The organism is uncultured Marivita sp., from assembly GCF_947488135.1.
In the GTDB taxonomy this organism is placed as follows: Bacteria; Pseudomonadota; Alphaproteobacteria; order Rhodobacterales; family Rhodobacteraceae; genus Marivita.
Genome location: NZ_CANKYW010000002.1, coordinates 235342 through 255191, shown reverse-complemented (window position 1 = coordinate 255191; position 19850 = coordinate 235342). Strand labels below are relative to the sequence as shown.

At 61.1% G+C, this 19850-nt stretch carries 16 protein-coding genes and 1 tRNA gene; 8 read left to right on the top strand and 9 right to left on the bottom strand.

Annotation, left to right across the window (positions count from 1 at the left end):
- Positions 1-29: 29 nt before the first annotated feature.
- The gene (yaaA, locus tag Q1B16_RS08400; protein ID WP_299786549.1) at positions 30-809 is read left to right on the top strand and encodes a peroxide stress protein YaaA; all 780 of its coding nucleotides are present in this window, start codon (positions 30-32) and stop codon (positions 807-809) included.
- Here yaaA and Q1B16_RS08395 read toward each other — a convergent pair.
- The 4 genes from Q1B16_RS08395 to Q1B16_RS08380 all read right to left on the bottom strand — a co-directional run bounded on the left by Q1B16_RS08395 (position 794) and on the right by Q1B16_RS08380 (position 5805).
- On the bottom strand, positions 794-2938 hold the full coding sequence (locus tag Q1B16_RS08395; RefSeq protein WP_299786547.1) for an ATP-binding protein: 2145 nt from the start codon (positions 2936-2938) through the stop codon (positions 794-796). The two genes, yaaA and Q1B16_RS08395, sit on opposite strands and share 16 nt — an antisense overlap.
- A gap of 87 nt (positions 2939-3025) precedes the next feature.
- Positions 3026-4204, bottom strand: a complete 1179-nt coding sequence (locus tag Q1B16_RS08390; RefSeq protein WP_299786545.1) for an acetyl-CoA C-acyltransferase family protein — start codon at positions 4202-4204, stop codon at positions 3026-3028.
- Between the two features lie 67 nt (positions 4205-4271).
- Positions 4272-5606 carry a mechanosensitive ion channel domain-containing protein gene (locus Q1B16_RS08385; RefSeq protein WP_299786543.1) on the bottom strand — a complete coding sequence of 445 codons (1335 nt, stop codon included), beginning with the start codon at positions 5604-5606 and terminating at the stop codon, positions 4272-4274.
- Positions 5607-5673: 67 nt separating this feature from the next.
- On the bottom strand, positions 5674-5805 hold the full coding sequence (locus tag Q1B16_RS08380; protein ID WP_299786541.1) for a hypothetical protein: 132 nt from the start codon (positions 5803-5805) through the stop codon (positions 5674-5676).
- A 279-nt stretch (positions 5806-6084) separates the two neighbouring features.
- On the opposite strand from Q1B16_RS08380, the gene leuC reads away from it, so the two are divergent.
- The 7 genes from leuC (at position 6085) to Q1B16_RS08345 (ending at position 12556) form a co-directional block, all read left to right on the top strand.
- Positions 6085-7488, top strand: coding sequence for a 3-isopropylmalate dehydratase large subunit (gene leuC / locus Q1B16_RS08375; protein WP_299786539.1), 1404 nt, complete (start codon positions 6085-6087; stop codon positions 7486-7488).
- Positions 7488-8093, top strand: a complete 606-nt coding sequence (gene leuD / locus Q1B16_RS08370; RefSeq protein ID WP_299786537.1) for a 3-isopropylmalate dehydratase small subunit — start codon at positions 7488-7490, stop codon at positions 8091-8093. The genes leuC and leuD overlap by 1 nt, the downstream gene beginning before the upstream one ends.
- A 228-nt stretch (positions 8094-8321) precedes the next feature.
- A complete protein-coding gene (locus Q1B16_RS08365) occupies positions 8322-9245 on the top strand; it encodes a hypothetical protein (protein ID WP_299786534.1) in 924 nt (307 codons plus the stop codon).
- 59 nt (positions 9246-9304) lie between these two features.
- Positions 9305-10228 carry an endonuclease/exonuclease/phosphatase family protein gene (locus Q1B16_RS08360; RefSeq protein ID WP_366140146.1) on the top strand — a complete coding sequence of 308 codons (924 nt, stop codon included), beginning with the start codon at positions 9305-9307 and terminating at the stop codon, positions 10226-10228.
- Positions 10229-10285: 57 nt separating this feature from the next.
- Complete coding sequence (gene leuB, locus Q1B16_RS08355) at positions 10286-11392, top strand: 3-isopropylmalate dehydrogenase (RefSeq protein WP_299786530.1); 1107 nt, start codon at positions 10286-10288, stop codon at positions 11390-11392.
- Positions 11393-11412: 20 nt separating this feature from the next.
- Positions 11413-12393 carry a DMT family transporter gene (locus tag Q1B16_RS08350; protein ID WP_299786528.1) on the top strand — a complete coding sequence of 327 codons (981 nt, stop codon included), beginning with the start codon at positions 11413-11415 and terminating at the stop codon, positions 12391-12393.
- Positions 12394-12479: 86 nt separating this feature from the next.
- Positions 12480-12556, top strand: a tRNA-Pro gene (locus Q1B16_RS08345).
- 21 nt (positions 12557-12577) lie between these two features.
- On the opposite strand, the gene Q1B16_RS08340 is transcribed toward Q1B16_RS08345, so the two are convergent.
- The 5 genes from Q1B16_RS08340 to dnaN form a co-directional block, all read right to left on the bottom strand.
- Positions 12578-13603, bottom strand: coding sequence for a phosphotransferase (locus tag Q1B16_RS08340; protein WP_299786526.1), 1026 nt, complete (start codon positions 13601-13603; stop codon positions 12578-12580).
- The gene (locus Q1B16_RS08335; protein WP_299786524.1) at positions 13600-14829 is read right to left on the bottom strand and encodes an acyl-CoA dehydrogenase family protein; all 1230 of its coding nucleotides are present in this window, start codon (positions 14827-14829) and stop codon (positions 13600-13602) included. The genes Q1B16_RS08340 and Q1B16_RS08335 overlap by 4 nt, the downstream gene beginning before the upstream one ends.
- A gap of 153 nt (positions 14830-14982) precedes the next feature.
- Positions 14983-17400 carry a DNA topoisomerase (ATP-hydrolyzing) subunit B gene (gene gyrB / locus Q1B16_RS08330; protein ID WP_299786522.1) on the bottom strand — a complete coding sequence of 806 codons (2418 nt, stop codon included), beginning with the start codon at positions 17398-17400 and terminating at the stop codon, positions 14983-14985.
- A gap of 107 nt (positions 17401-17507) precedes the next feature.
- Positions 17508-18617: a DNA replication/repair protein RecF gene (recF, locus tag Q1B16_RS08325; RefSeq protein ID WP_299786520.1), complete on the bottom strand. Its 1110-nt coding sequence runs from the start codon at positions 18615-18617 to the stop codon at positions 17508-17510.
- Between the two features lie 26 nt (positions 18618-18643).
- Complete coding sequence (gene dnaN, locus Q1B16_RS08320; RefSeq protein WP_299786518.1) at positions 18644-19762, bottom strand: DNA polymerase III subunit beta; 1119 nt, start codon at positions 19760-19762, stop codon at positions 18644-18646.
- Positions 19763-19850: the final 88 nt, after the last annotated feature.

Sequence of the window (19850 nt, the reverse complement as noted above, 5' to 3'; positions counted from 1 at the left end):
GGAACCGCAAAGACAACAAAGGTGCTGCCATGCTCGTCGTGATTTCCCCGGCCAAACGTCTGGACTGGTCCGAGCGTGACGTGACGATGACGGAACCGGTGTTTCAGGACGACGCCAATCGCCTCGCAAAGACCGCGCGCAACCTGACGCTGGGCAACCTCAAGTCCCTGATGGACCTAAGCGACGATCTGGCCAAACTCAACCGCGACCGCTTTCGCGACTTTGATGAGGCACCTGCATCGGACGATCTGCGCCCTGCCGCTTTGGCCTTTGCAGGGGACACCTACCAGGGGCTCGAAGCCGAGACGCTGGACGCGGATGAATTGCGCTGGGCGCAGGATCACCTGCGCATCCTGTCCGGTCTCTACGGCGTGCTGCGTCCTTTGGATGGCATCCAGGCCTACCGGCTTGAGATGGGCAGCCGGTTGAAAACCCGGCGCGGCGGCAACCTGTACGACTACTGGCGCGACCAGATCGCGAAGGAGCTCAAAACGCAGGCGGCAGAGGTGGACAGCGACACGCTGATCAACTGTGCAAGCCAGGAATATTTCGGCGCGGTCCCGCCCAAGGCGCTGGGCCTGCGCATCGTCACCCCCGCCTTCATGGAGGACAAGGGCGACGGCAAAGGCCCCAAGATCGTCAGCTTCTTCGCCAAAAAAGCGCGCGGCGCGATGGCGCGGTTCGTGATTCAAAACCGGCTGACCGATCCGGCGAGTATTCTGGATTTCGACCTCGGCGGTTACGCCTACCGGGAAGACCTGTCAGAGCCGGACAAACCGGTATTCGTCCGTCCCTACGACGCCAGCTGACAGCGCGGACAGTAGAGTTCGAGCTTTTCCAGAAGCGCCTCTTTGCGCAACGGTTTGGTGAGGTAATCCGTCAATCCGGCCGCAAGGATCATGTCGCGATCTCCCTCCATCGCGTGGGCCGTCACGGCAATGATCGGAATTTGCGCGCCTTTGCCCTCCAACGCGCGAATGCGGGCTGTCGCCTCTTTCCCGTCCATTCCGGGCATGGAAATGTCCATGAAGATCACGTCGGGGTGGTCTGTCTCGAACGCAGAGACCGCCTCGAAGCCATTGTTCGCAATCGTAAGGTCGATATCCAACTTCCCGATCATCTTGCGAAAGACAAGCTGGTTCGTGCGGTTGTCCTCGGCCAATAACACTTTGGGAATACCGGAAGACACCGCATCTGGCGATTGCTTTGACGGCGCCCGGTGAACGGCGGCCTTTGTGATGGCGTCAAGCAATGCGGTGCGGGCGTAGGGTCGTTGCAGGGTGATGGCGTGGGCCAGCCCTGCCTCGGCAACCCGTTTCGGATCGTGCGACAGCGACAGGATCGGGGCGTCGGGTGCCAGAGACCGGAGGGCATCGACGAAAGATGGAAACGCAGGACCGTCCGGGTCGAGGCCGATCACCACGAGATTGGCCCCTGCCACCGTTTCGGGCGTCAGCCTGTTCGGGTCGCTGCACAAAACCGGTCTGCCGCCCAGCGCGCTGATCTGGTTGATCAGCGGGGTGGTGTCGCCCTTGTCTGTTTCGTCGATCACCAGAATCCGCTGCAACGCCGGATCAAGCTTCGGCACTGGGTCTTCGTTTGTCAGATCAAGCGGAAGGTTTACGCTGAACCCAAAGCAGCTTCCGACGCCCTCTTGCGACTCCACCCAAACCTGACCCCCCATCAGTTCGACCAACCTCTTGGTGATGGCAAGGCCAAGTCCGGTGCCTTCGAATTGACGATTGCGGTCGTCTTCGACTTGATTGAATTCGCCGAACACGTGGTCGACCTTATCCGGCGCAATGCCGATTCCGGTGTCTTCGACAGTGATGGTCAGGCTGATTTGGTCGTCCGCGATCCGATCCCCGACAACCCGCAACAGCACATGACCCTCCAGCGTGAACTTGACGGCGTTGCCCATCAGATTGGTGACGATCTGCCGGATGCGTCCCGGATCGGCGACAAAGCGCGTGGGTTGCAAGATGTCGTAGTCGATTTTGAGCGTCAGCCCCTTGGCGCGCGCGCTGGGCTGCAAGAGCAGAACCACTTCGTGCAGGGTCTGTTCAAGGTCGAACGGTTCGGGATGCAGGACCAACTTATCTGCGTCGATCTTCGAGTAATCCAGAACGTCGTTGATGATGACCAGAAGCGCCTCGCCCGAGTGTTTGATCGTATCCACGAACAATCGCTGTTCGCTATCCAGATCGGTTTCGATCAGCAGATCGGCCATCCCGACCACGCCGTTCATCGGGGTTCTGATCTCGTGGCTCATATTGGCAAGAAAGGCCGATTTGGCGCGGTTCGCCGCTTCGGCGCGTTCTCGGGCGTCGTGCAGTTGTTCTTCGTACCGCACGCTTTCAGTGATGTTCAGCGCAAGGCTCACCACGTCGCCAGACGGGCCGCGACGGTCGAAGATGCGCACGTGTTCGCCGTTCCACAGCTGGATCTCCATCGGTTGCGGATCGTCCTGTTGCCAGCGATCCTGCATCCGCGCGCGCCAGTCGGCGGGGCATTCGGAACCGATATTGACGATCCCCTCCTCGGTCAGAAGCTGAAGAATGCGGGGGTAGGTGATGCCGGGTTGCACCTCTTTGAGATCCTCGAACACAGCCAAGTAGGCGCGGTTGGCGGCGATCATGCGGTTGTCTGCGTCGAAAAACGCAAACCCGTCCTGAATGGTCTCGATCGAATGCCACAGGCGGCGCTCCGCGATCTGGATCTTTTCGTGGGCGACGCCCAGTTCGGTTTTCACGCGCTGGTTTTCGCCGCGTACCATCGCCACCTCGGCGCGGGTTTCGACGATTTCATTGCTCAGCTGTTGCGCATGGGTGCCCAGCTTGCGGTTGGCGGCAAATAGCTCGGCCTGTTTGAGTTCAAGCAGACGTTCCGCCGCCAGACGCGCGCGGCGTTCCTCGGCCAGCTTGTTGGCGAGACTCATCCAGACCTCCGTTTACCGTGACGGAGACCTTCCGGGATCATGGTGAAAAATGAATTAACCCGGCCCGGTGTGCGGACCGGGTTTGGATCAAAGCCGCTCGATCGCGAGCGCGATGCCCTGACCGCCGCCGATGCACATGGTGATCAGCGCTTTGGAGCCGCCGATCCGTTCCAGCTCGTAGAGCGCCTTAATGGTGATAATCGCGCCCGTTGCGCCCACCGGATGGCCCAATGCGATGGCACCGCCATTCGGATTCACCTTGGACGGATCGAGGCCAAGCCCCTTGTTCACCGCAAGGGCCTGCGCAGCAAACGCCTCGTTGCTTTCCATCACGTCGAAGTCGGTGATCTTGAGACCGGTGCGGGCCAGCAGGTTTTCTACCGCAGGGACCGGGCCAATGCCCATCACCTCGGGGCGCACGCCGGCATGGGCGTATCCCAGGACCCGCGCCTTGGGTTTCAGCCCGGACTTGTCGGCGGCAGAGGCGGTGGCCAGAACAAGCGCCGCCGCGCCATCGTTGATGCCGGATGCATTGCCAGCGGTCACGGTGCCGTCTTTCTGGAACACGGTTTTCAGACCGCCCAGCGCCTCCATCGTCGTGGCCTTGGGGTGTTCGTCCGTGGCGAAATCCACCATGTCGCGTTTGACCCGCACCTGAACCGGCACGATCTGGCTGGCAAAGCGGCCGTCTTCGATGGCCTTGGCGGCGCGCTTTTGGCTTTCGAGGGCAAAGGCGTCCTGGTCTTCGCGGCTCACCTCATGTTCGGCGGCGACGTTTTCCGCCGTGACACCCATATGCCCCGTTCCGAACGGGCAGTTGAGCGCGCCCAGCATCATGTCGAGCGTGCGAATGTCACCCATCTTTGCGCCCCAGCGCTGATCCGGGACGATAAAGGGCGACCGGCTCATGCTCTCAGCGCCGCCCGCAAGGGCGAAGTCGGCATCGCCCAGCATCAGGGACTGCACCGCCGACACGATGGCCTGCGCACCCGATCCGCAGAGGCGATTGACGTTCATCGCAGGTGTGGTGTCGGGGATGCCCGCCTGCATGGCGGCAACCCGGCTCAGGTACATATCGCGCGGTTCGGTGTTGATGACATGGCCGAACACGACATGCCCGATCTGACCACCCTCGACGCCCGACCGTTCCAGCGCGGCTTTGGCGACGGCTGTGCCAAGCTCGATGGGCGGCGTCGCGGTGAGCGATCCGCCGAATGTGCCGATCGCGGTGCGCGCCCCGTCCAGGATGACTATTTCGTCTTTCATGGTCGTTAACGTCCTTATTCCGTATTTACTTTCAGTGTCTTATGCGATTGTCAGCCGCAACTTTTCGTCAGTCCGAAAGCGATTTTGTGTCAAGTTGCGAACCTTGAAGCATTTTGACTTCACGCTGCGGGAACGGGATGGAGATGCCATGCTCCTGAAACGCGTCCCACAAGGCAAGATACACGTTGCCCCGGATATTCGTAAGGCCGCCCGTAGGGTCACGAATCCAGAACCGCAGGATGTAATCGACCGAGCTGTCGCCAAATCCGACGATATGACAGACCGGTGCCTTGAAGCTTAACACACGGTCCACGGATTGCGCCGCGGCGATCGCGATCTCGCGCACCTTGTGGGGATCGTCGCCATAGGCCGTGCCAAAGAAGATGTCGAGCCGGACGAATTCGTTGGAGTGCGACCAGTTCACCACCTGCCCGGTGATCAGGTCTTCGTTTGGAATCAAGTATTCCTTGCCGTCGCGGGTGACGACGCTGACATAGCGTGCGCCAAGGCTGTTGATCCAGCCAAACGTATCGCCAAGCGAGATCACGTCGCCGGGTTTGATCGACTTGTCGAGCAGAATGATGATGCCCGACACGAGGTTCGACACGACCTTTTGCAGACCGAAACCAAGGCCGACACCGATCGCACCGGACAGCACGGCCAAGCCGGTCAGATCGACACCCACGATGCGCAGGCCCATGAAGAAGGCTGCACCGAACAGCGCGACTTGCAGGAACTTGATCGCCAGCACCTGCATCGACGGGGAAATGTCTTCGTTGCGACGGATCGTGGCGGCGGTGGTGCCGCTGATAAGCCGGGCCACGGTCAACAGCGTTGCGAGGATGACGATTGCTTGAATCACCAACCAGAGCGACAGGCGCGTTTCCCCGATCGTGAAAGCCGCGCTGTCCAAGATACCCTGCGCTTCGTCGGCGAGCCCGGTGATCGATAGAGTGACCCAGATCCACGCGCCGTAACGGACGATCCCGCGCAGAAGGGCATTCTTGATGAGCCGGGTTGCGAAGACGATGAACAGCCAAGCGGTCGACAGGTTCGCGATGATCGCGAGAAGGTAGGACCGGGAGGGCCATGTCGTTTCGCGCATCACCAGAACGACCAGCCAGATGAGCGCGACGAACAGCACCATCCGCAAACGGCGGTGGAACACGACCAAGGCGCGCATCCGCCATTTCGGCCAGCCCTCGCGCGTCCGCATCCAATCGTGCATCCGGGGCTTGATGACGGCGGCGATCAGATGGGCGGCAACGAAGATGCCAAGAGCGATCAGCAACTGGTAGGCGTTCCACGGGCGCAGCAAGCTCGAGAGCATCGCCTCGGCCCAGGTGTAAAGCCCGAGCGAGACCTCGGTCAGCGATTCTGTGGAAACGATATCAGGATCCATTCCATGCCCGGGTGACTGCGTTATTGCAGCGTCGCATCGCCGCGCAAGCAGTGCAACAGCTTACGACTTAGGATGTCGTAAACGGCAAGGTCACGGCCACGGGACCGATATCCGCCCCTGCGCTGGCGGCATGCAGAATCAGCCCGGCACACAGGATCCCGATCAGGCCGAGATAGATGATGTTGAGTTTTGTCAGCATTTCGTGTCCCTCGTCATTCTCTTTACGGCGGACGGATGCCATCGGATCAGTTTGGCTGCGGTCCTCTGGTGTAGTCCGGCTTTGTGCACCGCCCTTGCGGCGGCTGGGGGCGATGATGTAGGACACGGGTCATGGAAATGGTTTTCGATCTGGCTGAGCGCGCCCGTCTGCGGGAACGCTTTTTCGGTGCGACGCACACGGTGCGCGCGCGGCTACCACTTGGCGTCTGAGCCCACACGACACCACCACCACATCCACATTGTTTAAGGGAGAGGACAGATGTCCCCCAAAACGCTCTATGATAAAATCTGGGATGCCCATGTCGCGCATGAAGCCGAAGATGGCACCTGTCTGTTGTATATCGACCGGCATCTTGTTCACGAAGTGACCAGCCCGCAGGCCTTTGAGGGTCTGCGCATGGCGAACCGCACGGTGCGGGCACCGGACAAGACGATTGCCGTGCCGGATCACAACGTGCCGACGACACCGGGACGGGAAGACCCCAAGAACATGACCGAAGACAGCGCCATCCAGGTTGCGGCACTCGACAAGAACGCCAAGGATTTCGGCATCCATTACTATCCGGTGTCCGATGTCCGTCAGGGCATCGTGCATATTGTCGGGCCCGAACAGGGTTGGACCTTGCCGGGCATGACCGTCGTTTGCGGCGACTCGCATACGGCAACGCATGGGGCCTTTGGCGCGCTGGCGCACGGGATCGGGACATCTGAAGTGGAGCACGTTCTCGCGACCCAGACGCTGATCCAGAAGAAATCGAAGAACATGAAGGTCGAGATCACCGGCAAGCTGCGCCCCGGTGTGACCGCCAAGGACATCACGTTGTCCGTGATCGGTGAAACCGGGACCGCCGGCGGCACCGGCTATGTCATCGAGTACTGCGGTGAGGCGATCCGCGACCTGTCGATGGAAGGGCGCATGACCGTCTGCAACATGGCCATCGAAGGCGGTGCCCGTGCAGGTCTGATCGCGCCCGACGAAAAGACGTTCGAGTACGTCAAGGGACGTCCGCACGCCCCGAAAGGTGCTCAATGGGAGGCGGCGCTTGACTGGTGGAAAACGCTCTATTCCGACGATGACGCGCATTGGGATAAGGTCGTGACCATCAAGGGCGAAGACATCGCACCGGTCGTCACCTGGGGCACCTCGCCCGAGGATGTGTTGCCGATCACCGCCGAAGTGCCGTCTGCGGACAGCTTTGAGGGTGGCAAGGTCGGTGCGGCGCAGCGCTCGCTCGATTACATGGGTCTCAAGCCCGGTCAGAAGTTGTCGGATATCGAGATCGATACCGTCTTCATCGGCTCCTGCACCAACGGTCGGATCGAAGACCTGCGGGCTGCCGCCGAGATCCTCAAAGGCAAGAAGATCGCCGTGAAACGCGCGATGGTCGTGCCGGGATCCGGTCTGGTCCGCGCGCAGGCCGAGGAAGAAGGTCTGGCGGATATCTTCAAAGAGGCGGGTTTCGAATGGCGCCTTGCGGGCTGTTCCATGTGCCTTGCGATGAACCCCGATCAGCTTGCCCCCGGAGAACGCTGTGCGGCAACGTCGAACCGCAATTTTGAGGGGCGGCAGGGCCGGGGTGGCCGGACACACCTGATGTCACCCGCAATGGCTGCGGCTGCGGCTGTAACAGGTAAACTCACCGATGTGCGGGAGATGATGTAATGGACAAGTTCGAAAAACTCACCGGGATCGCGGCGCCCATGCCGTTGGTGAATATCGACACCGATATGATCATCCCCAAGCAGTTCCTGAAGACGATCAAGCGGTCGGGTCTGGGTGTGAACCTCTTTGACGAGATGCGATACGACGACAACGGAAACGAGATCCCCGATTTCGTGCTGAACAAGCCGCAATACCGGGACGCGGAAATCTTGGTGGCGGGCGACAATTTCGGCTGCGGGTCGTCGCGTGAACACGCGCCCTGGGCGCTCAAGGATTTCGGGATCAAGTCGGTCATCTCGACCTCGTTTGCGGACATCTTCTACAACAACTGCTTCAAGAACGGCATCCTGCCCATCGTTCTGCCGAAAGAGGCGGTGAACGTGTTGATGAAGGACGCCGAGAAGGGATCGAATGCCCGGATGACCGTGGATCTGGAGAACCAGGTCGTGACCAGTTCCGACGGCGAAAGCTTCCCGTTCGAGGTGGACAGCTTCAAGAAGCATTGCCTGATGAACGGTTTCGACGATATCGGCCTGACGATGGAAAAGGCGGCGTCGATCGATGCGTTCGAAACGCAGGCATCGCAGTCGCGTCCCTGGGTCTGAACACGTCCGATACCGTATTTCAAAGGCCGCCCCACCGGGCGGCCTTTCTCGTTTTGGGCCTCGGAGATGAGTGCACAAGATGTTGTGGTCGCTCTCCGCTCTGCCATATTTCGTGTCACCGGCTGATGTAATCGCGCACCAGTTTTCGAGCGTAATCAATGATTTCACGGACATACCGCGTCACCGCAGTTGAGCGGCACGGCGAACTTGGGCAAAACTGGGGCAACAATGAGGCAGTCCGTCGATCCCGACGGCACAAATGCGGAACAAGGTCGCGGCATCGTATCGCGTCCGTCCGGTTTGAAGGGAAGCAAAGTGGTCAAGCGGATCATCGGATCAGCTGCGCGCGCACTTATGATGGCATTGCTTGTTGCAGTCCCGTCGCTGGTGTTGCCAGGCACGTCGAGCGATGCCGCGCAGATGGCGGCCCTCGTCGCGCTGGTGGCTGCGGTGGTGACCTTTGCCGAATACTACAGCGAATACCCCACGTTCCTTGAATTCCGAAACGCCCCACCGTTCAATCGCCTGCGGTTCCTGGCGCTGTTCTTTTGCGTCTGGTTCGCGTCGTTGTTGGTCGCGCTGAGCACGAAAGACCCGGCCCTGCCGCCGACGTTCCTCGAGAACCTTGCAATGGGCGCAAGATCGACGCTCGATTTCCCGTTTTCGCCGGTGCGCCTCATGGCGATCACATTTGCAGAAGCGCCCGGCTGGCTCGACGTTGATCTCGCGACCGAGATCGCCAGCTTGCTTCTGATGGTGACGATGATCTCGTTGCTTCTGTTCTGGATCCACGCCCGCTTCATTTTCTGGCCGATCCGCAAGCAGGCTTTCAACTTCTGGATCAACCTCCCGCTTTTTGACCCGACCTCCGGGCGGGATGTGTTGTTCCGCCTCAAGAGGGATGCGCATTTTAACCTCGCATTAGGATTTCTCCTGCCATTCCTGATCCCGGCCTTGCTGCGATTCTGGATCGGCGCGTTCGATGCGTCGGTTCTCGCGATGCCGGAAGTTCTGATCTGGGTGCTGTGCGCGTGGGCATTTTTGCCGCTGACATTGATGATGCGAGGGGTTGCGCTGTTCCGGGTGGCGGCGCTGATTCAGGAAAAACGCCGTCGCGCCTATGCGCAGGAAGACGATTTGCAGCTTGTCTGAGCGGCTGTCTATTCCTTCTTCTCTGGTCCGCGAATCCACTCCCTGCAAAAGACCTGCGGTTGGCGCTTTGGCATGCACCGCTGTCGCGGGATGGGCCCGGGCTTTTACTTCGGGACATACAGAAAGGTGATCCGGCCCTCGTCTTGATGGCTGAGGCGCTGGCCGAGATTGGCGCGGATATCCTCGTCCTGACCCAATTCGATTTCGACGCTTCGGGGGCGACGCTAAACGCCTTTTCCGACCTGATCGATGGAGGTTTCAATCATGTCCTGCCGTTGCGATCAAACGCCGGTATCCCGACAGGGTATGACATCGACGGCGACGGTCGGCTGAACGAGGCTGAGGATGCGCAGGCCTATGGCCGCTTTCCGGGTCAGGAATCATTGGCGGTCCTGTCGCGTTATCCCATCGCAGAGGATGCGGTTCAGTCCTTCACCGATCTGCTGTGGCGCGAGCTGCCGGGGCACCATGCGCAAGACGACGATTCCGGGCGGGAGGTGCAGCGCCTGTCCAGCGGTGGGCACTGGATCGTGCCGGTCGATGTGTCCTTTGTCGATGGCAAGTCACGCCGCATGTCGCTTTTTATCGGCCACGCGGGCGCGCCGGTTTTCGATGGACCGGAGGATCGGAACGGTCGGCGCAACCTCGATGAGTTACGACTATGGGAGCTGATACTGAATGGTCACTATGGGCCGATCGCACCGTCACCCTTCGTGTTCATGGCCAACACCAACCTCGACCCCGAGCGAGGCGAGGGGTATCGCGATGCGATGGCGGGTTTCCTGGCCCGGCGTGATCTGACCGACCCCCTTCCCGGCCAGATCACTGCAAACTGGGAAAGGCCGGGTCCGATGCGGGTGTCATACCTTTTGCCTTCCGCTGACCTGCCGATCCGGGCCGCCCGTGTCTGGCCCGGGTTGCCGTATCAACCGCATCGGCTGATCACGGTGGACATCACGCTGCCGGATATAGCGCTGCCTTGACGCTACGGCCTTGCAAGGCTAGGCGAAGCCAACTCAGTTGATCAAAGGACTCTGATGATGAGCAATGCTTCGCTTTTGATTTTGCCCGGTGACGGGATCGGCCCCGAAGTTATGGCCGAGGTACGCAAGGTCATTGATTGGTACGGCGCAAAGCGCGACCTGACCTTCGACGTGAGCGAAGACCTTGTCGGCGGTGCCGCCTATGACAAGCATGGAACCCCACTGCACGACGACACGATGGCCAAGGCGCTCGAAGTTGACGCGGTTTTGCTGGGTGCTGTCGGTGGCCCGAAATACGACGCGCTTGATTTTAGCGTGAAGCCCGAGCGGGGATTGCTGCGCCTGCGCAAAGAGATGGATCTTTTCGCAAACCTGCGCCCGGCGCAGTGTTTTGATGCACTGGCAGATTTCTCGTCCCTGAAAAAGGACGTTGTCGCTGGTCTCGACATCATGATCGTGCGGGAACTGACCAGCGGTATCTATTTCGGTGAACCGCGCGGTATCTTCGAAGAAGGCAACGAACGTGTCGGGATCAACACGCAACGCTATACCGAGAGCGAGATCGATCGCGTGGCGCGGTCGGCGTTCGAACTGGCCCGCCGTCGCGGCAACAAGGTCTGTTCGATGGAGAAGGCCAACGTGATGGAGTCGGGCATCCTCTGGCGCGAGGTCGTGCAAAAGGTGCATGACGAGGATTACCCGGATGTGGAGCTGTCGCATATGTACGCCGACGCGGGCGCCATGCAGCTGTGCCGCTGGCCCAAGCAGTTCGACGTGATCGTGACCGACAACCTGTTCGGCGATCTGTTGTCCGATGCGGCGGCGATGCTGACCGGTAGCCTTGGGATGCTGCCCTCGGCCAGCCTTGGCGCACCCATGGCGAATGGTCGTCCCAAAGCCCTTTACGAACCCGTACACGGCTCCGCGCCGGATATCGCCGGGCAGGGCAAGGCGAACCCGATCGCCTGCATCCTGAGTTTCGCGATGGCGCTGCGCTACAGCTTCGATCAGGGCGATGAGGCGGCGCGACTGGAAGCGGCGATCGAGACCGTTCTTGCCGATGGTGCACGCACGGCCGACCTGATGGGCCCTGAAGGCGGCACGCCGATGTCGACCTCCGAAATGGGCGATGCCATCGTCGCCGCGCTCGACGCGAGCCTGTAAACCAATCAAAGGGGCCAGCCATGTCTTCGAACGTCAAGGGAGCTGTGCTGGCCCTGATCGCCTTCGGGCTCTACTCGACTCACGACGTCTTCATCAAGACGCTGGGGGCCACCTATTCTCCGATCCAGATCGTGTTTTTCAGCGTCTTGCTCAGCTTTCCGCTGGCGACGATCATGTTGATGCGGGACGCCAAGCCGGGAACGCTTCTACCGGTACATCCGTGGTGGATGACCGTGCGCACGGTCGCTGCGGTTGTGACGGGGGTTTCGGCCTTCTACGCGTTTTCAGTTCTGCCGCTGACGCAAACCTATGCGATCCTTTTCGCGACACCGCTGATCATCACGGTTCTGTCGATCCCAGTACTGGGTGAGACCGTTCGCCTTAAACGCTGGATGGCTGTGATCGTCGGCCTGATCGGCGTGATGGTCGTGCTGCGGCCCGGATCGACCGAGCTTACCCTGGGACACGGAGCCGCAATCCTGGCGGCGTTCGGCGGCGCGTTCGCCTCTATCGTTGTGCGCAAGATCGGCGCCGAAGAAAGAACGGTCGTGATGCTGCTGTATCCGATGGTCGCCAATTTCGCGGTGATGGGCGCGGCGCTCGCCTTTGTCTACAAGCCGATGCCGATCGAACATCTGGGGATGCTCGCTGTGATTTCGATCATGGCCTGGATCGCGGGCCGGATCATCATTGCCGCCTACCGCACCGGGGAAGCGGCCATCGTGGCCCCGATGCAGTATTCACAAATCCTGTGGGCCACGGCCTACGGGTTAATCTTCTTCGGAGAGGCCACGGATGCCTACACCGCAGCGGGCGCGACAATCATCATCGCATCGGGCCTTTACATCGTCTTCCGCGAAAGCCGGGGCGGCACGTCGAAGAACACCCCTGTGTTGCGCACCCGGACCCGGTTCGGAACGCCCTCCATGCCGCGGCTGGGCGATCTGATGTCCTCGGGCCGGTTCCGGGATCAGTCCATGACAACCAACGAGCGCGACTAGATCGCGATCGCGCCAAATTCAAAGGCGCTTTGCCCAAATCAAGGCTTGTCAAATCCGCACGCTGGCAGTAGTTCCCCGGACACGGTCGGGCTGTAGCGCAGCCTGGTAGCGCACCTGCTTCGGGAGCAGGGGGTCGGAGGTTCGAATCCTCTCAGCCCGACCAGTATCCACGACAATCTGTACGTTACGCGGTTTTCGCGGCCGCCAAACCGCCTTCGGCGAAGGCCGGAACGAAGGCACCCAGTTCCAGCGCGCGTTCGGGATTCGATGCGTTGCCATCGAGCGCCCGTCGTTTGACACCTTGCAGGATCGCCGCCATCCGAAAAAAGCAGAAGGCCAGGTAAAAGCCGAAGCTGTCGATCCCGGGCAGTCCCATGCGCGCGCAATAGGCGTCGATGAAAGCCTGGTCTTCGGGAATGCCAAGGGCTTTGCGATCCACCCCGGCCAGACCGCGCCCGGTGTCGCCGGGGGGCAGGGACCATTGCATGATGACAGCGGCAAGATCGGCAAAGGGATGGCCGAGGGTAGAAAGCTCCCAATCGAGCACTGCAATACAAGTGGGGTTGTCCGGTGCGAAGAGCAGGTTGTCGATCCGATAATCGCCATGCACCAAAGTGACCTTACCATCGTCGGCCGGCACGTTGTTCTGAAGCCAATCGATCAACGCGTCCATGTCCGCCACAGGCTCGGTCTCACTGGCACGGTATTGCTTGGTCCAGCGGTCGATCTGGCGTTGGTAGTAATTGCCTTGGGGGCCATAGTCGCCCAACCCGGTGGCCTCAAGATCAACAGAATGAATGGCGGCCAGAACGCGGTTCATGTCATCGAAGATCGCGGACCGATCCATAGACGCCACATCGGGCAGTCGTGGGTCAACGAAGGTCCGGCCCTGAACATGGTCCATCACGTAGAACATCGACCCGATCACGCTGTCATCGTCGCAGAGCGCGTACATGCGGGCGACGGGGACATCCGTTGCGGCAAGCGCGCGTTGCACACGGAATTCCCGGTCAACCGCATGGGCGGATTTCAATAACTGACCGGGGGGCTTGCGCCGCAGGACATACACCCCCGAAGGCGCGGTCAGTTTGAAGGTCGGGTTGGATTGCCCCGTGGCGAATTTCTCGACCGTGATCGGCCCGCGAAATCCGGGCACATGCGCGGCCATCCATGCCTCGACTGCCGCCGGATCGAAAGATGCCGAACTCATGCGTTGGTGTATTTGCGCAGCTCGGCGCGCGCGACCTGGCGGCGGTGAACGGCATCGGGACCATCGGCAAAGCGCAGCGTCCGCAGATGTGTCCACATCCGCCAAAGCGGTGTGTCTTGGCTGATCCCGGTGCCGCCGTAAAGCTGCATCGCCTCGTCCACCACCTTGAGCGACATGAGAGGCGCCACAACCTTGATCTGGCTGATCCACGGCTGGGCCGCGCGGGTGCCTTGGGTGTCCATCATCCAAGCGGCCTTGAGGCAGAGCAGGCGTGCCTGTTCGATCTCCATCCGGGCGTTTGCGATGATGTCGTAATTCGCGCCAAGTTCGATCAGCGGTTTGCCGAACGCCTCGCGGTGCAGGCCCCGGCGGCACATCAGCTCCAGCGCCTTTTCCGCCAGCCCGATCGAGCGCATGCAGTGATGGATGCGCCCCGGCCCAAGCCGTCCCTGCGCCACCTCGAACCCCCGCCCTTCACCAAGGACGACGTTCTTGGCAGGGATGCGGACATCGGTGAAGCGCAGGTGCATATGGCCGTGCGGGGCGTCGTCCTGTCCGAAGACATGCATCGGCCGCAACACCTCGATGCCGGGCGTGTCGGCATCCATCACGAACATGGTGTGGCGGCTGTGCTTGGCCGCGTCCGGTGCGGTGCAGGCCATCAGGATATACAGCGCACAGCGCGGATCACCAGCGCCGGAGATCCAGTATTTCTCACCGTTCAGAACCCAATCTTCGCCGTCCTTCTTCGCTTCGAACGCCAGCTGCGCGGCATCGGAGGAGGCGACATCGGGCTCCGTCATGACATAGGCCGACCGGATCTCACCCTCGAGCAGTCGCGTCAGCCACCGCTCCTTCATCCAGTCCGCACCGTAGCGTTCCAGCACCTCCATGTTGCCGGTGTCGGGCGCTGAGCAGTTGAAGACCTCGGCGGCCAGATGCACCTTGCCCATCTCTTCGGCAAGGTAGGCATATTCGACGGTGGTCAACCCGTGGCCCTTGTCACTGTCGGTGAGCCAGAAATTCCAGAGGCCGCGCTCCTTCGCCTTGGCCTTGAGGCCGTCGAGAATCTCCAGCTGCCGTTCGGTGTGCTGGAACCGATCGCCCGAGGGATGCTTGCCGACCTCTTCATGGAATTCGGCGTCCAACGGCGCGATCTCGGTCTCGACCATGTCGCGCACTTGATCGACCAAAGCCTGCACGCGGTCCGAAAGCCCTAGGTCCATGTCTTATCCTCCCACTCTTCCGCCAGACCGTAGGCAAGCTTGCCGAGAAGGACCAGAGCCGAAATCACCGGGTTTCTTTGGGCCGAAAATACCTCGGGGAGCGCGAGGGGCAGAGCCCCTCGCATCTGTCGGATTGGCGAAGCCAATTCGAAATCAGAAATCCAGATTCTCGACGCTCAGCGCGTTCTGTTGGATGAACTCCCGGCGCGGTTCAACCACGTCGCCCATCAGCTTGGTGAACAGATCATCCGCCTCGGTCATGTCATCGACCTTGACCTGCAACAGCGTGCGCGCGTCCGGATCCAGCGTGGTTTCCCAAAGCTGATCCGGGTTCATTTCGCCCAGACCCTTGTAGCGCTGATAGGTCAGGCCCTTTTCACCCTCTTCGAGGATCGCATCCAGAAGATCGAGCGGACCGTGGATCATCTGCTTGCGATCCTTGCGGATCAATTGCGCGGGCTTGTCGTAGACGGCTTGCAGGCTTTCGGTAAAGCTGCCGGTCTTGCGGGCTTCACCGGAGCGCAGCATCGGGCCGTCCAGCGTGCGGACCTCTTCGACACCGCGCAGGATGCGGGCAAGGCGGAAGCCGCGATCCTGCGTGATCCGGCCCTGCCAGCCGCGTTCGTATTCGAGCGCGATCAGGTCGAGCCGTGCTGCGACCTTGTCGGCCACGCCTTGCAGATCGGCATCCACAGCACCCGGCACGAACGCGCCTGCGATGGCGGCCTGTTCGAGAATGTGGCGCGGGTAGTGCGTCGGGAAGGCGTCCAGAACGCGTTTGAGCTGACGGGCCTCTTCCACCACGCGAACAAGGTCCTGGCCAAGGATCGCTTCGCCATTGCCCTGCAAAAGCTGCGCGCCATCGGTGCCTTGCTGGATCAGGTAATCCTCCATCGCGGCCTGATCCTTGAGGTACACCTCGGACTTGCCGCGCATGACTTTGTATAGCGGCGGCTGGGCGATGTAGAGGTATCCGCCTTCGATCAACTCGGGCATCTGGCGATAGAAGAACGTGAGCAGCAGGGTGCGAATATGCGCGCCGTCAACGTCGGCGTCCGTCATGATGACGATCTTGTGGTATCGCAGTTTCGAGATGTTGAATTCGTCGCGCCCGATCCCGGTGCCAAGCGCCATCACCAGATTGCCGATCTCCTGACTTCCCAGCATCCGGTCGAACCGCGCGCGTTCGACGTTCAGGATTTTACCTTTCAGCGGCAGAATGGCTTGCGTGCGGCGGTCGCGCCCGGTCTGGGCAGACCCCCCGGCGCTGTCCCCCTCGACGAGGAAAAGCTCGGTCTGTGCCGGGTCCTTTTCCGAACAATCCTTGAGCTTGCCCGCAAGGAAATTCACATCCATCGCCGTCTTGCGGCGGGTCAGTTCGCGCGCCTTGCGGGCGGCTTCACGGGCCAGTGCGGCTTCGACGATCTTGCCGACAATGCGCTTGGCCTCGTTCGGGTTTTCCTCGAACCATTCGGCGAGTTTCTCGTTCACGAGGCTTTCCACGGCGGGGCGCACTTCGGAGGACACCAGCTTGTCTTTCGTCTGGCTGGAGAACTTGGGGTCCGGGACCTTGACCGACAGAACGCAGGTCAGACCTTCGCGCGCGTCGTCGCCGGTGAAGTTGACCTTTTCTTTCTTCGCGATCCCCGATGATTGCGCGTAATTGTTGATCGTCCGCGTCAACGCCGCCCGGAAGCCCGCCATATGGGTTCCGCCGTCGCGCTGGGGGATGTTGTTGGTAAACGGCAGGACTGTCTCGTGATAGCTGTCGTTCCACCACATCGCCACTTCGACGCCGATTCCGTCGCGGTCGCCGACCATGAAGATCGGATCGGTCATGACAGGCGCCTTGGAGCGGTCGAGATATTTCACGAATTCCCTGACGCCGCCTTCGTAGAAGAGCTCGGACTTGAGCGGCTCGGCCGGGCGTTCGTCTTCGAGGATGATGCGGACGCCCGAGTTTAGGAACGCCAGTTCGCGCAGGCGCTTTTCCAACGTGTGAAAATCGTATTCGAGGTTCGAGAAGGTGGTTGTGGACGCGAGAAAGCGCACTTCGGTGCCTTTTTCGCCGTTGGCATCGCCAACCACTTCGAGGTGCTTGACGGTATCGCCGCGTTCGAACCGCGCGATGTGCTCCTTGCCGTTGCGCCAGACCCGCAACTCCAACCAGTCCGAGAGCGCGTTCACCACCGACACGCCCACGCCGTGCAGACCGCCTGAGACCTTGTAGGAGTTCTGGTCGAATTTACCGCCGGCGTGCAGCTGGGTCATGATGACCTCGGCCGCCGAAACGCCTTCTTCCTCGTGGATATCCACCGGAATCCCGCGTCCGTTGTCCCGCACGGACACGCTGTTATCGGCGTGGATCTTGACCCGCACGAAGTCGGCATGACCGGCCAGCGCCTCGTCAATGCCGTTGTCGACGACCTCGTACACCATGTGGTGCAGGCCCGAGCCGTCGTCGGTATCACCGATATACATGCCCGGACGTTTGCGGACAGCTTCCAAGCCCTTGAGAACCTTGATGGAATCCGCGCCGTATTCTTCCGGTGCCTGTGCGGGGTCTGCCATGAATTTACCCTTCGTTTTTCTGCTGAATTTATACGCCAAAGCCAGAAGGTTGTCACGCGGCTGACACAAGATTTAGCGGTTGCCCAATTCGGCGGGCGGACTGCTTGTCAGGGCAGCGTGCCGGGCGAAACGGATGTCGCGTTTTCGGTCTCGGTCACTTCGTAGTACTGCGCGCGTTGGCCGAGTTCGGTGAAGAGTTCCGGGCCGGTCCCAGTCATCCAGGCCTGTGCCTTGAGCGCGCAGATTTCATCGTAGAGCGCGGCGCGCCGATCCGCATCCAAGTGGGCCGCCACCTCGTCCAGCAGGACGATCGGCGGGGCGCCGAAATCTTCGACCAAGGCGCGCGCATTGGCCAGAACGAGAGAGATCAGAAGCGCCTTCTGTTCGCCGGTCGAGCTGTCTGCCGCCGGGACGCCCTTTGCCGCGAAAACACCGTAAAGATCGGCGCGATGCGGGCCGACAAGGGTGCGTCCGGCGGCAAGATCGCGAAACCGGCTTTCCTCGAAGGCGCTGCGCAGATCGTTCTCGGTGTCGGGCATTTCGCCCTCTGTCTGGATCAAATCAAGCTGAGCCGCCGGGAATTGCGTGCTGGCTTGGTCCTGCGCGCTCGCGATGCGCGCCAGCGCCCGTTGCCGATTGGCATGGATCACCGCGCCCGACTGCGCCATCTGGGACTCGAGCGCCTTGTACCACATTGGGTCGCGGACCTGATCCTTGAGCAGACGATTGCGTTCGCGCATCGCCTTTTCGTAAGTGAGGGACACGTCACCGTGGTTCGGGAAAAAGCTGAGCGTCATGCGATCCAGAAACCGCCTGCGCCCCTCGGCCCCTTCGATCCAGAGCCGGTCCATCGACGGTAGGAGCCAGAGCAGTCGGACCAGTTCGCCAAGCCGTGTTTGCGGCGCGGGCTTGTCATTGATCCTGACCTGACGCGGTGCGCCTTGCTCTGACTGGAACGCGATGTCCTGTAACCCTTCGGGCGTCTCGACAAGTCCGCTGACCTTCCAGCCCAACGCCTCAGGGCGGCGGGTCATATCCTGGGCCGAGGCCCGCCGCATTCCGCGACCGGGCGAAAACAGCGATACCGCTTCGATCAGGTTGGTCTTGCCTGCGCCGTTCGGTCCGTACAGCACCACGGGACGCGCATCGGGGGTAAGCGTCACGTTCAGATGAGAGCGGAAATGCGACAGTGAGAGGCGGTTGAGATAAAGCGGCAACGGCGCCCCCGTTCAAAGGCGCGGTGTCACACCCGCATGGGCATGACGACATAGACCGCGCTGGTGTCATTGCCTTCGCGCATCAGGGTCGGGTCCCCCGCCGAGTTGAACATGAAAACGGCGTTTTCGCGATCCACCTGGGTGGCGATTTCCAGCAGGTACTTGGCGTTGAAACCGATTTCGAGCCGATCATCGCCATAGGCCACCGCAAGCTCTTCTTCCGCCGCACCGCTGTCCGGTGCGTTGACCGACAGGACGAGCCGGTCTTCGTCCAGCGACAGCTTTACCGCGCGCGAGCGTTCCGAGGATACGGTGGCAACGCGGTCCACCGCCTTGGCGAATTCTGCCGCATCCACTTCGAGACGGCGGGTGTTGCCCTGCGGAATGACGCGGGTGTAATCGGGGAAGGTCCCGTCGATCACCTTGGAGGTCAGGGTGATATCGGGGGTCGCAAAGCGGACCTTGGTTTCCGACACCGAAACCGCGATCTGCATGTCGTCATCATCTAGCAACTTGCGCATCTCGCCCACGGTCTTGCGCGGGACGATGACGCCAGGCATGTCGGCCGCGCCATCCGGCAACGGAGCGTCGATCCGGGCGAGGCGGTGGCCATCTGTGGCCACGCAGCGCAGCACCTTGCCATCTTCTCCATCGGCGACGTGCATGTAGACGCCGTTCAGGTAATACCGCGTTTCCTCGGTCGAGATGGCGAATTTCGACTTGTCGAACAGCCGACGCAACACCGGCGCCGGGGCCGAGAAGTTGGCGCTGTATTCCGACGAGGCCATGACCGGGAAGTCTTCCTTGGGCAGCGTTGCCAAAGAAAAGTTGGAGCGCCCAGCTTCGACGGTCAGTCGGCCCGAGGCGCTGTCTTCGGACAGGGACACCAAAGCTCCGTCGGGAAGCTTGCGGACGATCTCGTGCAGCGTCACGGCGGAGACGGTTGTCGCACCGGCGCGTTCGACCTGAGCCACTGCGCGGTCCACCACCTCGATATCCAGGTCGGTCGCGCGAAACTGAACCGTGTCGCCTTCGGCTTCGATCAGGACGTTGGCCAGAATGGGAATGGTGTTGCGCCGTTCGACGACGGATTGCGCTTGCGACACCGCCTTGAGCAGCGTTCCGCGTTCCATGCTGAATTTCATGCCTTCATCCCCCGACTGGCCGGACATCGACAGTAACCCGCATCAGGGTTGCTCTCCAAGCCCTTGTTTTGCAATTTCTTGGCCGGAT